This window comes from Streptomyces sp. NPDC001787 (assembly GCF_040297465.1).
Lineage (GTDB): Bacteria > Actinomycetota > Actinomycetes > Streptomycetales > Streptomycetaceae > Streptomyces.
The window spans coordinates 102,050-115,681 of the sequence record NZ_JBEOZE010000022.1; the positions used below are offsets into that span (position 1 = coordinate 102,050).

The following is a 13,632-nucleotide window of genomic DNA, read 5'->3' on the forward strand; positions in this document are numbered from 1 at the left end:
CCGACCGAAAGCCGCGGGCTCGCGGCTCTCACGCACCACGAGCCGCCTTCAGGCCGAGGGCCACCTCGACGATGAGGTCCTCCTGACCCGCCACGGCCTGCCTCTTGCCCAGTTCGAAGAAGACGTCGCGCGGATCGACATCCTCACGCCGCGAGATGTCCAGGACCCGGTTCTTGAACCCGGAGAACACTCCGGCCAGCCCGCTGACGACACTCACCGAGTCGATGGTGGGTGGGGCCGGCATGAGTTCGCGCTCGGCGATGTCGGCCGCGTCGAGCAGACCGTACAGATCGATTCCCGTCGAGAAGCCCATCCGTTCCAGCACGGGCACCAGGACCTCCAGCTGGGTGTTCCCCGCGCCCGCTCCGAACCCCCGGGCGCAGGCGTCCAGGATGTCCGCACCCGCTTCCGCGGCGGCGATCGAGTTCGCGACCGCCATCCCGAGATTGTTGTGGGCGTGGAACATCACCGGCACCTCGACGGCTTCGCGCATGGCGGCGACGCGCTCCGTGACGTCGGCCGGCAGATAGTGGCCGGAGGAGTCCATGATGCCCACCGCGTCGGCGCCGAACTCCACCAGCCGGGCGCATTCACGCGCCAGCCGTTCGGGACTCGCCATGTGACTCATCAGAAGAACGGCCTGGGCCTGGACCCCTTGCTCGCGGAGGAAGCCCAGATGCCGTTCGGCGAGGTCTCCCTCGGTGCAGTGGGTGCCGATCCGCACCACGTCCACCTGGTGGGCGATGGCCCGTTCGAGGTCCGCGGTCGTGCCCCATCCCGGCAGCATGAAGACGGCCATCCTGCTGTCGCGCAGGGACTCCCGCACGATCGAGAGCATCTCGTCGTCGCCGAGCCGGGCCTGCCCGACCTGGAGGGAGGAGGCTCCCAGGCCGTTGCCGTGCCCCACTTCGACCAGGGGGACGCCGGCGGCGTCCGCCGCCCGCGCGTAGGCCCGCAGTTGTTCACGGTCCAGCTGGTGGCGGACGGCGTGATGGCCGTCGCGCAGGGACGCGTCGTAGATGAGCACCGGCTTTCCGGCGCCGCCGGGGGATGCTGCTGCGCTCATGACGCCTCCGTACCCGTGCTCGCCCGGCCGGCCGCCGCGCACTGTTCGGCGACATGGACCGCGGCGGAGTTGATGATGTCGAGGTTGCCCGCGTACCGGGGGATGCGTCCGCCGGACGAAGTGACCTCCGCGGCGACGAACACCTTGTTCTCCTCCACGACGCAGGCGGTGATCCGGTACCCCTTGGCGAAGGAGCGGACCTGCTCGGCCGCGGCCGTCACGGCCGCGTTCACCGAGGCCGAGCCGAACCCCTCCCCCAGCATCGACATGGCCACCCGGAAGGTCGCCGGCGGCCTGGCCGGACTGACGTTGAGGATCGCCTTGACGTCCTTGACGCCGGTGAAGTCACGCACCGCGTCCTGGGTGGTCTCGACGTACTCGTCGAGATTGAGCCGGGTGGAGCGCCCGACACTCGCGCTGGCGGCCGTCGTGACGACCTCGACGTACTCGACCCTGTGTCCCTGGGTGATCGCGTGCAGGACCGGTATCGACGCCTGGCCGCCGCAGCTGATCATGTTGATGTCGTCGCAGCTCAGGACCTCCGCCCCGTTCACGCTCGGAATCACCATCCGCCCCACCTTGCTCGGTGTCAGGTCCACGAGTTTCGTACCCGACAGACCCAGGCGTTCCGCGTGCTCGGCATGGGCCATGGCGTTGGTCGCGTCGAACACGATGGCGAACGGCTGCGGGGCGTCCAGGAGGGACTCGATGCCGCGCGTACCGATGGCGAGACCGAGTTCGGCCGCCTGCCGCAGGCCGGGCGTCTTCTCGTCGCGTCCCACGACCAGACCGCAGTCGAGGAACTCCGAACGCATGATCTTCTCTGCCAGATCGACTCCGATGAGACCGGCGCCGAGGACGGCCACGGGCAGGCGCCCGTTTCGCTTCATGGCTGCATTGCCCTTCCCTCGCTGGAGATTCACCTTGGGGCGCGCCGGTGGTCTACGCGTCGCCCACGTGAAGGGTGACGGTGCCCAGCCGGTCGAACTCGGCCACGAAGCTGTCGCCCGGACGCATCGCGACGGCGGCGTGAAGGGCGCCCGTCATGATCAGCTGACCCGCTTCGAGCGTCACACCGTGCTCGCCGAGCACATTCGCCAGCCAGGCGACCACCGCGACCGGATCCCCCAGGGCGGCGGCACCGGCTCCGGTCGCCACGAGTTCGCCGTTGCGGGAGAAGGCCATACCGACGAGGCGCACATCGCAGTCCTCGGGCAGTGCGGCCGGAGGGCCGAGCACCACCGCGCCGTTCGACGCGAGGTCGGCGATGGTGTCCGCGAGCCGGATCCGCCAGCCCTCGATCCGGGAATCGACGATCTCCAGCCCCGCCATGACCTCGGAGATCGCCTCCCGTGCCGCGGCCACGGTGACACCGGGCCCCTTGAGGGACGTTCCGAGCCGGAAGACGATCTCCGCCTCGACCTTGGGCGCTATGAACGAGCCGCTCGGCGTGGTGGCTCCGTTCTCGAACACGGTCGAGCCCAGCACCGGTCCGTAGTCCGGGGTGCTGACACCGAACAGCTCCTGCATCGGGGCGGAGGTGAGCCCCGCCTTGTAGCCGACGACGCTGTCGCCGGCCGCTGTGAGCATGCCGACCAGTTCGCGCTGGATGGCGTATCCGTCGTGCATGTCCAGCGCCGGATGCTCGTCGGTGAAGGGAGGGATGGGACGGCCCGTCGCACGTGACTCGTAAAGGGCCTTGGCCTTGACTCTGACATCGTCCACCGAGATGTTCACTCTGCTCCTGTCAGAACACATCGCACCTGCCGCATGGGCCCGCCGGTCACCTGTTCGTGACGCGGGCCGTCCCGTGCTCCGACGCGTCGACGTCACCGATGACATCGGGGTCCGCCTCTGACGGACCGCCACCGGTACCCGGGAAACACGAGGTCCCTGACGTGCGGACCGCATCACTCGGATCAGCAGAACGGATCCGGGCGAGGGGAGCACGGCCGCGAAGCCCGGGGCTCGATGCCTGCCCCCTCGTTTCGCGTCTCACCGTAGCCACGAAGTGAGCGCCGCAGAAGGTTTCACCCATGCGCACGAGTCCGGTCATTGGGCATATTCGCCACCCTGTCCCCACTCAAATGGGACCAAGCGGATGCGATCCGCGCATCAAACGTGAGCTTCGTCACCGAGCGTTTCCCATGTCCGCCGACCGTCCCGGGAAATGCGCGCCGATGCCGTGGCGCAGCGGTCGGCGGCGCTCCGGGGGTGGTCCCACCGGACCGCTCGCCGGGAGCCGTTCACCGGTTCGGTCTCTGCAGCCCGGCGGCCAGCCGTTCCCACTCCCTGGCGTAGTGGCTCACCACTTCGGTAAGGGCCCGCGCGCAGTGCGGTGGAACGGCGGCCAGCAGCTGCTCGCCCGCCGCCAGCCCGTGGGCCTGGCCGTTGAGCCAGCGCAGGAGAGCGCGGCCACTGTCGGTGAAGCGGATCGAGGGATCGTTGGAGAGAACGTCCATGGCCCGTACCCGGATGCGCGCCGTTGCCCGCGGGGAGGGCTCCACCGGGGCCGGGAGGGACACCGGGACGGAACAGCGCTGAGGGGCCGCGACCACGAGCGAGGGGAGGCACGCCGAGTCCTCGTGCGTGTCAGCGGCGGCCGGTGTCCGCTCGTCCGATTCGCCCGCGGCCGTGCAGGACCTCAGTTCCTGCCGCAGGCGGTGCGCCGTACTGACGGAGACACCGGCCTCCTGGGCCACTTCGCGCAGGGTCGCGCGAGGCCGCTCCGTCAGCAGGGACCGGGCCTTCTCCCGCCGCTCCGGCATGTCCGTCGGGCGCGCCCGGCCGTCCCTGCCCACGCGTGGGACCGGGGGATTCGACTGAGGAGGTTCCTCGGTCGAACATCTCCCCCGTACTGCCCCTACCGTCTTCGGCGACACCCCTGTGACGGCGGCGATGGCCCGGTCCGACCAGTGGGGGTGGGTCGCGAGGATGCGCAGGACCGCCGCCTTGCGGTCCCCGAGTGTCAGGGGAAGGCCGTGGCTGATGTTGGCCTGCACCGACCGGATGAACAGATCGGCCGACGCGCCCTCGACATAGCGGACCGTGATGTGGTGTTCTCCGCGCAGGGTCGCGGCGCGGAGCCGGTGCATGCCGTCGACCACGCGTCCCGTGTCCCGGTGCACGAGGATCGGTTCGAACTCGGTCCCGCTCCCTGCCAGTGCCAGCGCGTGGCCCTCGCTCAGACCCTCCAGACGCGGCGAGTCCGCCGGCAGCAGGGATTCGACCGGCACTGTGTGAATCGTCGACTGCGATGCGTCAGACAACTGTTCCACCCCTTCTGCTTGCGGTGCCCCTGGGCCGTGTCCGCGGGCGCCTTCACTGCGAGCCTTCGCCCGTCCGCGCCCCGCGCCGATCCCGCGAGGACAGGTGAGCGCCGGTGCGACGGCGAAGGGGACGAGGGCGACGGCCGGGCCGTCCAGGTCGGACGAAGGCATTGTGGAGTTGTTCGAACGGGCCGCTGTGATGTGCGGGTCGCATGCGGAAGAGGGTGGGCCCTGCGGCAGGTTCGCCTGTGTGCTTCCCTGCGCACCGGCAGGCGCACACGTCCCGCGGAGGGTGGGGCCGGTTCAGGCCCAGGGCGTCGTCGCACCGTCGCGCTTCGACGGTCCGCCGTGCCGTCGCGGTCGCCCGCGGGCGGAGCACGGCCGGTGACACAGGGACCGGCGGACTCCGGCACGCGCACGTCGCCCGCCCCCTCTCACACCTTCTCGGCCGCCGCTGTCCTGGGGACGAGCCCCCGGTAGGTGGTGTACGAGAACGGGCTCAACAGCAACGGAACGTGCAGGTGGCCCGGGTCACCCTGGTAGTGGAGCGAGACGATGACCTCCCCGTACAGGCTGTCGACCGCCCGCTCGGCGAAGTACTCACCGGTTTCGAAGACCAGCCGGTAGGACCCGTGGGGCAGGGCCTCGTCGGACAGCGAAGCGATCTTCCCCGCGCTGTCGGTCCGCGACCGGGCCACGGCCGGCCATGCGCCGTGCTCCCGGGCGTGCAGGGTGACGACCAGATCCTCGACCGGACAGCCACTGGTGGAATCGATGACCCGGACCGAGATGCTCATGTGCCGTCACCTCCCGGTCGGCGCAGGCCGTTCACCGTCCGCTCCTCACATGCCATCAACACCGCATCACATCCTGCGTCATAAGTACGTGAAGGCGCTCGCCGGCCGAATGCGGTCCGGGGTGTTCCTCGCCCGAGCCGAATCACCACCGGGGCCGGGGAGCGCCCTTCATGGCACTCCGTCCGGCCCTTCCCCCGCGCCGTGTGGTGGGCGGCCCGCGCCGGCTCCGGCGACGACCGCCTGCCGAGTGGCGGAAAGTCAGCCCCAGATGGTGTCGTCCAGGACGTGGACGCCGGCGAATTCGGCCAGGTTGTACGGCAGAGCCAACATAGCGATCTCCCATGCGGAAACTCGTGTCCCGGAGGTCCGGGTGGACTCCTCCAGTTCTAGTGAGTTCCCTTTTCGTCCTCCTACTGGAACGCTAAGTACTCGCTAAGGGCTGTCCCACAATTCCTGGTGGATCAGCGCGCGGCGTCGGATGCGGTGCATCGCAAGGCGGAGAGGCGCCCGCATACTGGATGTATTCGGGCGTTTCGACAACGCGGCGAGGTGCCGTGGCTGTCGTCGTGCGCCCGCCAGGAATTGCGGGACAGCCCTTAAGCAGGGGGTGTTGGAGGGCGAAACCCACTCGTGGGGCCACGGTCGTCGCAGGTCGGCGTGGTCGGCGACCCGGCGGGCGCCGCGCTCGGCGAGGTGTGCGGGACAGGGATCGCCTTCGCCCGCCGCTGCCCCGTCGACGTGGGCACGGGTTCCGTCCGCGCCGGCGGCGAACCGCCGGACGTCACGCGTCCGCGCCACCGCGGGGGAGATGACCGGGGTGGGGGCTCCCGGCCTCGTTCGTCATTCGTGCGCCATGGCTACTGGCCGACGGCGCACACCGCGTATCCGTAGGGAGCGATCACGATCGGGATCTCCTGATCCGTCTCCCACTCGGCGAACGCGACCACGATGTGACTGTAGAACGGCCGTCTCCCGAGCGTCGCGAAATACCGGTCGCTCTCCAGGACCAGCCGGAACGGCCCGGGGGTGTCCTCCGGGAGGGATGGACGATCCAGCCTCCCGTCCCTCCCGGTCAGCCCGTGCCACACGGTCTGCCACTCGTCCAGGCCAGGCCGTTCGATGCGGATCATCAGCCCGTCGACGGGCCGCCCATTGGTTCCATCAGAGACACACACTCCGAGCTTCACGTAACACCGGCCTCATCGATTGCATCCTTTGTGGGACGGAACACCGGATGCGTCCCGTCTGCGAACATCAGCCCCGTCCGCCGCCGCCGCCGCGACGGTTCGGTCCTTCAATCCCACCGCCCGGCATCCGCTGTCCGGACGGAGCCTCCCGCCGAGGTGGGCATCGTGCCACGCGGCCGGAAGGGACACCGGAGTTCCGTTTCCAGTTTGGCCGGTTCCGGTGCCGGGTCCCCGGGTCCGGCTGCCGGACCCGGGGACGGCGGCGGACGGGTCTGCCGCCGGCCGCTCCGAGGCCCGGCATCAGCCCGGGCTCGCCCGCGCGTAGGCAGCGGCCGCGTTGTCCGGGGCCACGCCGTCGGAGGCCGCGCGGACGTCGCTCAGGAGGCGCAAGGTCTGATTCTGCCACTTGGTGGCCCGCATCCGCCCGAAGATGTCCAGTGCCGAGGCGAGGTGCTCCTTGGCGCGTTCATGGCTGCCCCTGTCCGCGGCCACCTCACCGAGCGAGAGCTGGATCCGTCCGATGGCCAGGTGCTCATGGGCCCGGGAAGCGATCACCATGGCCTGTTCCAGCATCTCGTAGGCCGCGCCGTGACTTCCCCGGCGCGACCGGACGACGGCCAGACCGCGCAGCGCGTAGCACTCGCCCACCGGGTCCCCGACCGAACGTACGGTCTCCAGAGCCCGTGCGAACACGCGCTCGGCCTCGGCCACCTCGTCGATCTGCAGATGCGCCTCGCCCAGGCGGCACAGAATCTGCGCGCGCACCCGCCGGTTGCCCGAGCGCTCCACCGCGGCCAGACCGGCCGTCATGGTGCGTTTCCCCTCCGCGACCAGGCCGCGGTCCAAATGGATCTGCGCGATGTTGCTCAGCACATGCGCCTCGGCGGTCGGGTCGTTCACCTCGGAGAGCATGGCCAGTGCCTTCTCGTAGCCCGCCATCGCCTCGTCGAGGCGGCCCTGGACGCGGTCGACGAACGCGAGATTGCGCAGGGCCAGCGCTTCACCGTGCACGTCGCCGACCTGACGGAACAGTTCACCGGCGAGCCCCAGGCGGCCCCGCGCCTCGTCCAGCCTGTACTGGAACATGTGCAGGGTGCCGAGCGAGTAGAGCATCGCCGCCTGACCACGCCGGTTGTCGTTGCGCTGCGTGGCCGCGAGCGCGATCTCGTGCGTCGTGCGCCAGTCGTCGAAGTAGCCGTACATCTCGAACAGCGTGACCAGCGTCAGCGCCAGATCCCAGCAGAGCTCGTCGAGGCCCGCGGCGGCGGCCTGTCTGACCGCCGTGATCAGACAGGTCCGCTCCCCCTCGAACCACCCCAGCGGATCGCCGAGTTCCCGGTCGATGACCGAACGGTCGAGTGCCAGGCGCGGCGCGTTCCCGTGGATCAGCGTGTGGTCCCCGCCGTAGGCCCGCCGGTGCGCCTCCTCGACCAGGAACAGCCACGTACTCAGCACCCGGCCGAGCACGGCCGACCGCTCGGCGGTGCTCTCGTACTGGGCCAGGCACTCCTGGGAGTAGACCCGGACCAGGTCGTGCAGGCGATAGCGGGGGCGGCTGCCCCTCACCACCTCGACATCGACGAGCTGGGCGTCCACGAGGAACTCCAGGGTGTCCTCGGCCTCCGCCGCGGCGACGTCGAGCAAGGGCGCCGCGACCCAGCTGGAGAACTCCGCCGCCTCCAGCATCGACAGACGCCGGAACAGACGCTGCGCGTCGGCGGGCAGGCCCTGATAGGCCATCGCCAGACCCGCCCGGACGCCGACCCCGCCGTGGGTCAGTTCATCCAGCCGCTGGCGTTCGTCACGGAGCCGGGCCACCATCTTGCTCAGGGGCCAGTGCGGCCGGGCGGCCAGCCGCGCCGCCACGATCCGCAGCGCCAGCGCGAGATTGCCGCACAGCTTTATCAGGTGCAGGGCGCTGGAGAGTTCACTGTGGATCCGCTCGGTGCCGAGGATCCGGCTGAGCAGCTGTAACGCCTGTTCGGTGGAGAACACATCGACCTGGACGGAACTCGTGCCCTCCAGACCGGCCAGCCGGGACCGGCTCGTGATCAGAACCGGGCAGTTGGACGATCCGGGTAACAGCCAGCGCACCTGTTCCTCGTCGATCGCGTCGTCGAGGACGATGAGCATACGCCGGTCGGCGACGAGGTTCCGGAACAGTTCCGCCCGTTCCTCGATGCTCGACGGCATGGCCGAGCCCCGTACCCCCAGGCTGCGCAGAAAGCGTTCGAGGATACGTGTCGGCAGGATCGGCTGGGCCGAGGGTCCTCTCAGCTTGGCGAACATCTGGCCGTCGGGGTATCGATTCGCCAGGGAGTGTCCGAGATGTACCGCGAGGGTGCTCTTGCCGACGCCTCCTCTGCCGGTGATCGAGACGATCCGCAGGGCGTACGGCGTCTCCGTGGCTTCTTCCAGCGCCGCTTCGAGCCTGGCGAGCAGGTCGTCGCGTCCGGTGAAATCGGCAATCGTGCCGGGCAGCAGCCGGGGCACCGCCGGCGGCCCGGCGAAGGACGCGGCCGGCGCCGGTGCCGGCGCCGCTTCGGGGGCCGCGGGCGTCGCCGGTACCGAGGGCGATGCGGGCGGCGTACTCACCGGCTGCGCGCCGTCCAGCCGCCCGGACAGAATCGACTCCTGCAGCCGGCGGAGCTCCTCCCCCGGCTCGATGCCGAGTTCGTCGATCAGCTCGCGCCGGCCACGCCGGTAGACCTCGAGCGCCTCGGCCTTGCGGCCCGACCGGGACAGCGCCACCATGAGCTGGGCGCGGAGGCGTTCACGCAGCGGGTTCTGCATGACCAGGTCGATCAGCCTCGCCACGAGCCGCTGGTGCAGGCCGAGGGCCAGCCGCGCGTCCACCCACTGCTCCACGACGGCGAGCCGCTGCTCGTCCAGCCGCGCGGCCGGAGCCTGAAGCGCCGTGCTGGTGATGCCACCGCCGAAGCACGAGGACCCGCGCCAGAGCCCGAGCGCGGTTTCGAAGGCGGACGCCGCCTCGTCGAAGCGGCCGGCCTCCTCCGCGGCACGTCCGGCCGAAGCGGCCCGCTCGAAGGCATGGAGGTCCAGCTCGTCATCCCCGACCTCGGCGAGGTAGCCGGGTGACCTGGTCTGGATGACATCGGGCAGACCGACCTTCGCCATGCTGGCGCGGACCATGGAGACACAGATCTGGATCTGGGCGCGTGCGGTGGGTGGCGGAGAAGCGCCCCAGACCGCGTCGACCAGCCGATCCATCGGAACGATCCGATTGGGCTCCAGCAGCAGAACCGCCAGGACAATTCGCTGACGCTCGGCGGTGATCAGCGCTGGGCCACCAGGGCCGACCACTTCCAACGGCCCTAATAGACGAAAGCGCATGACCGTCCTTCACATCCACGACACAGTTCCCGCCGGTCAGCTACGCACCAACATCATATCTACCTGACTCGATCGGGTCTATCCAGTGAACGGTGTCACTGAAGTGACCGGAGATTCAGTGACGGGAAGAAATGCGCGGATTCACCCACGGGCGCCGAGAAGGCGACCGGGCCGAATTGGCGGGATTTCGGCCGCGGAGGGAAGCCGGTTCGGCGGTCCGGTCACCGTCGCCGCGCGTCGGTGAGGTCCACCATCGCCGGTCCGCCCAGCAGGGAGGGCAGGTCCGCGCGCCGGCTGATACGCAGCTTTCGGTAGGTGCGGGTCAGATGCTGCTCGACCGTGCTGACCGTGACGTGCAGACCCTCGGCGATCTCCCGGTTGGAACAGCCGACCGCGGCCATCGCGGCCACGCGGCGCTCCGCCTCGGTGAGCCCGTCACCGCCGTCGGCCAGTGCCGGCAGCGCGGTGGCGCTCTCCACCGCCAGGCCCCGGACCAGCGCTTCGGCGTGACAGTCGGCGGCCACGATGACCGCGCGGCGCTCGGCCGCCGCGGCACGCCGGAACTCACCCAGGGTCCGGTAGGCGCGGGCCAGATCGGCGAAGGCCAGGGCGAGTTCGTACCGGTCGCCGTCGTCGGACTGCAGCAGTTCCGCCGCCCGGCGCAGCAGCGTCGGCCGGTGCGCCGGAGCGCCGGCCCCGGCCAGGACCCGGGTCGCGGTGCCGCGGACCCGGTTCGGCATGACGGCGAACTTGGCCGACTGCTCCTCGAGTATCCGCCTGGCGTCGTCCGGACGCCCCAGCCCCAGATACACCTCGGCGACGTCGGTACGCCACGGAATCAGGCCGGGTGTGTCCATTCCCCACTGGCACAGTTTGGCACCGCACCGGCGCAGATCCTCCAGGGCCATCTCCAGATGGCCGGTGGCGAGCCCGAACCGCGCCCGCGCGTAGTGGTAGTGCATGCCGTAGCGGGTCTCGAACATCGCCTCCGGAACCCGGTGGTCCAGGTAGGCCTGTGCCTCGTCGTAGCGGCCCATCGCGGTGGTGGCCAGGATCAGCGTGCTCAGCGGCGCGCCGACGGTGACACCCCAGCTGATCGCCGGCAGGGTGGCCAGCGCGTCACTCGCGTACCGCAGGGCGTCGGTGAGGTCACCCCGGCGCAGGGCGATCTCGGCCCGTACCGCGCCGAGTCTCGCCTGTCTGCCCGGTGTGTGCCGTGCCTGCATCCGGTCCAGGAACAGATCGCACCAGGCTGCCGCGCGCTCGGCCCGCCCGCTGTACGCGAGGGCGAGGAGGGAGCTTTCGACGGTCTCGGTGGACAACTCGTCCGGCCGGGTGCCGTGGAGCACCCGCTGCGCCACACCGACGGCCTCCGGATGGGAACCCTCTCCGAGTACGGCGGCCAGCGCGGACACCGCCTGCAGCCGGCGGTCGGCGCTCACCGAGTGCGTGGGGGGACGTCCGGCGCCGGACCGCGGGCCGAGAGCGGCCAGGAACGACGGATAGGTGTGCCGCAGCCGACGCCGGGTGATCTGCAGCTCGGTGGCCGTCTCCGGGTCCATCGCCTGCCCGGAGGCGGCCAGGTGACCGAGCACCTCCTGGGCCTGTTCGAAACGGCCGTGCCAGAGCAGCGCCCGGACCAGCGTGAGCGCGTCGGCACCACGCAGGCAGCCCTTTCGCATCGCCTCGACGAGCTCGCCGAGCCGGCCGCTGGACACACCGGGGTTGATGCTCCACTCGGCCCGGATCAGAGCGGCGGTGATGCGTGCCCGCCGGAGCGGGTCCGTGCAGACCAGCCGGGCGAGCCGGAGGCAGTCCACGGCGCGGCCGGCCGCGCCGTCCCGCAGGGCGTGCGCCGCGGCGTCCTCCAGTGCCGGCAGCGCCCACGGCTCCTCCAGCGCGCCGCCGTCGGCCGGCGCACCGGCGTGCAGCAGGTGGTCGGCGACCACCGCGGTGCCGGCACCGCGCTCGTGGGCGAGGACCGCCGCCCGGACGTGCAGCCGGGCGAGCTCCTCGGAGTCGATCGAGCCGACCACCGCGTCGCGGGCCGCCCCGTGCCGGAAGCCGTCCATGGTGAGCAGTCCGCCGGCGATCAGCGCGTGTACCGCCTCCGTGGTCCGGGCCGGGCTCAGCCCCACCAGGCTGTCCAGGTTGTCCAGTTCGCCGAGCACCACGTAGCCGCTCAGCACCCGGACCGTGTCCGGGCGGACGCGGCGCAGGCAGGACAGTACGGCCTCGCGGTAGCGCGGACCCGCCTCGTCACCACCGAGGTGGTCGCGGACCAGCGCTTCGACCAGCAGCGGGTTGCCCCCGCTGTAGGCGTGCCAGTCGGCGGACCGCTCATCGGCGGTCACCTCGCCCAGGTGCTGGGCGACCAACTGCCGCACGCCTGCCGGGGAGAGCTGCGTCACCTCGACGCGGTGGCAGTTGGGCTGTCGCAGCAGGTCCGCCCCGAAGCGGAACTCGGTGTCGCACCCGTGCCCGCTGTGCGTGAACACCGCGAGCACCCGGGCGCTCTTCAGCCGCCGCGTCAGATACGCCAGACACGTCAGCGAAGCCTGGTCGGCCTGCTCCACGTCGTCGACGGCGATGTACAGCGGGCGGCGTTCGGCCAGTTCCAGCAGAACGGTGCAGAGCCCGTGCACGATGCCGTCGTCCACCTGCGCCCCGGTGCCCCGGCACCGGGCGGCGCGCACGCCGTCCTCGATCAGCGCGACGGCCCGCGCCCGGTCCTGGGAGTCCAGCGGCGCGTCGTCGACCAACTGCCGTACCACTCCCAGGGGCAGGTGCCGCTCGTCCTCGGATCCCAGCGCGGACAACGGGAGCATTCCCAGGCCCGGGGCACAATCGGCGAAGTTGTGCACCAGCACGCTCTTGCCCGCCGCCACCGGTCCGGAGACCAGCGCGGCGCATCCGTGTCCGTCCCGCGCCTGTTCGGCCAGCAAGGTCAGTAGTGCCAACGGTGCTTCGCGCTCCACCAGTTCCACCGCGAACTCCTCCCATGGGTCAGTGAGAAAGAGGGAAAACCATTCCTCGGCCAGGCGGCAGAGGCTGTCCCGTGATCGCTGGCGGGTCAGCGCGCGGCGTCGGACGCGGTGCGTCGCACGGCAGGGGGACGTCCGCACACTGGATGCACGCGGACGTTCCGGCAACACCGCGAGGTGCGGTGGCTGTCGTCGCGCGCCCGCCGGGGATTACGGGACAGCCTCCTTCAGGTCGCATACGTGTGCCGCGCCATCAGTGCTTGCGTCTTCGCAGCGTGCCCCCGTCGATGCGCCGCGGCGGCTGCCGGGCGTTCCTGCGACCGGCGCGGCCCATGCTTCCCGCCCGGCTCATCGACCGGCTATCAGCGCGCTATCGGCTGCGGCAGGCACCGTCCGTGCCCCGCGATGCGGAAACGAGAGAATCCCGATGGTGAACCGGTGACGGCGCCGGGGAGTACCCGAGGAATTCGAGGCACCCGAAGCGGGTGCGGATTATCCATTCAATTCTTCCTCGCCCGCACCACGGAACACAGCCAGGGATCACGCCGCCTCGCGACATGATCCCTGGCTGCTCCGGGGGCGGTGCGTCAGTCGGCCTGACTCATCGCTTCGACAAGGCTCTTGGGGCGCATGTCGACCCAGTGCTCGTTCACGTAGTCCAGGCACGCCTGCCGGGTCGTGCTCGGCAGGACGACGGTCCAGCCGGCCGGGACCTCCGCGAAATCCGGCCACAAGGAATACTGCTCCTCCGCATTGACCAGAACGCAGTATGAGGCATTCTCGTCCTCGAACGGATTACTCATGAGCCCTCGCACTCCTCCATTGTCACCGAAATACAAAGCTGCCCGTATTGCTGCCCGTATTTTCGCCGCACCACAACCTTCTGACAACCCCTACTTCGCCCGGCGGGAAGCCGATGCCGGACCGGGTCGGAGCCGCCCCGGTCCGACGGCGCGGGGCACCCCTCCGCCGGGC

The 13,632-nt window shown here is 70.5% G+C and carries 9 protein-coding genes; all 9 read right to left on the minus strand.

Translation table 11 applies throughout. From position 1 onward, the window contains the following. Positions 1-28: 28 nt before the first annotated feature. Entirely contained in the window at positions 29-1,066 is a 1,038-nt protein-coding gene (gene dmpG, locus ABT170_RS26960; RefSeq protein ID WP_329944465.1) for a 4-hydroxy-2-oxovalerate aldolase, read from the minus strand. Next, complete coding sequence (locus ABT170_RS26965) at positions 1,063-1,956, minus strand: acetaldehyde dehydrogenase (acetylating) (protein ID WP_329944464.1); 894 nt, start codon at positions 1,954-1,956, stop codon at positions 1,063-1,065. Before ABT170_RS26965 ends, dmpG begins: the two co-directional genes overlap by 4 nt. Before the next feature lie 52 nt (positions 1,957-2,008). Further along, complete coding sequence (locus ABT170_RS26970) at positions 2,009-2,803, minus strand: 2-keto-4-pentenoate hydratase (RefSeq protein ID WP_329944463.1); 795 nt, start codon at positions 2,801-2,803, stop codon at positions 2,009-2,011. 509 nt (positions 2,804-3,312) lie between these two features. Further along, the gene (locus tag ABT170_RS26975) at positions 3,313-4,302 is read right to left on the minus strand and encodes a helix-turn-helix domain-containing protein (protein ID WP_329944462.1); all 990 of its coding nucleotides are present in this window, start codon (positions 4,300-4,302) and stop codon (positions 3,313-3,315) included. Between the two features lie 467 nt (positions 4,303-4,769). Beyond that, entirely contained in the window at positions 4,770-5,132 is a 363-nt protein-coding gene (gene uraH, locus ABT170_RS26980; RefSeq protein ID WP_329944461.1) for a hydroxyisourate hydrolase, read from the minus strand. Positions 5,133-5,989: 857 nt separating this feature from the next. Beyond that, positions 5,990-6,319, minus strand: a complete 330-nt coding sequence (locus ABT170_RS26985) for a hydroxyisourate hydrolase (protein ID WP_351871552.1) — start codon at positions 6,317-6,319, stop codon at positions 5,990-5,992. Between the two features lie 300 nt (positions 6,320-6,619). Then, complete coding sequence (locus ABT170_RS26990) at positions 6,620-9,673, minus strand: AfsR/SARP family transcriptional regulator (protein WP_351871555.1); 3,054 nt, start codon at positions 9,671-9,673, stop codon at positions 6,620-6,622. Between the two features lie 221 nt (positions 9,674-9,894). Then, a complete protein-coding gene (locus ABT170_RS26995) occupies positions 9,895-12,660 on the minus strand; it encodes a helix-turn-helix transcriptional regulator (protein WP_351871558.1) in 2,766 nt (921 codons plus the stop codon). 584 nt (positions 12,661-13,244) lie between these two features. After that, positions 13,245-13,460 carry an MbtH family protein gene (locus tag ABT170_RS27000; protein ID WP_329944456.1) on the minus strand — a complete coding sequence of 72 codons (216 nt, stop codon included), beginning with the start codon at positions 13,458-13,460 and terminating at the stop codon, positions 13,245-13,247. Positions 13,461-13,632: the final 172 nt, after the last annotated feature.

Coding starts and splice junctions, on each gene's coding strand:
- ABT170_RS26990 (WP_351871555.1), bottom strand. CDS start 9,673: ATGCGCTTTCGTCTATTAGGGCCGTTGGAAGTGGTCGGCCCTGGTGGC.
- dmpG (WP_329944465.1), bottom strand. CDS start 1,066: ATGAGCGCAGCAGCATCCCCCGGCGGCGCCGGAAAGCCGGTGCTCATC.
- ABT170_RS27000 (WP_329944456.1), bottom strand. CDS start 13,460: ATGAGTAATCCGTTCGAGGACGAGAATGCCTCATACTGCGTTCTGGTC.
- ABT170_RS26965 (WP_329944464.1), bottom strand. CDS start 1,956: ATGAAGCGAAACGGGCGCCTGCCCGTGGCCGTCCTCGGCGCCGGTCTC.
- uraH (WP_329944461.1), bottom strand. CDS start 5,132: ATGAGCATCTCGGTCCGGGTCATCGATTCCACCAGTGGCTGTCCGGTC.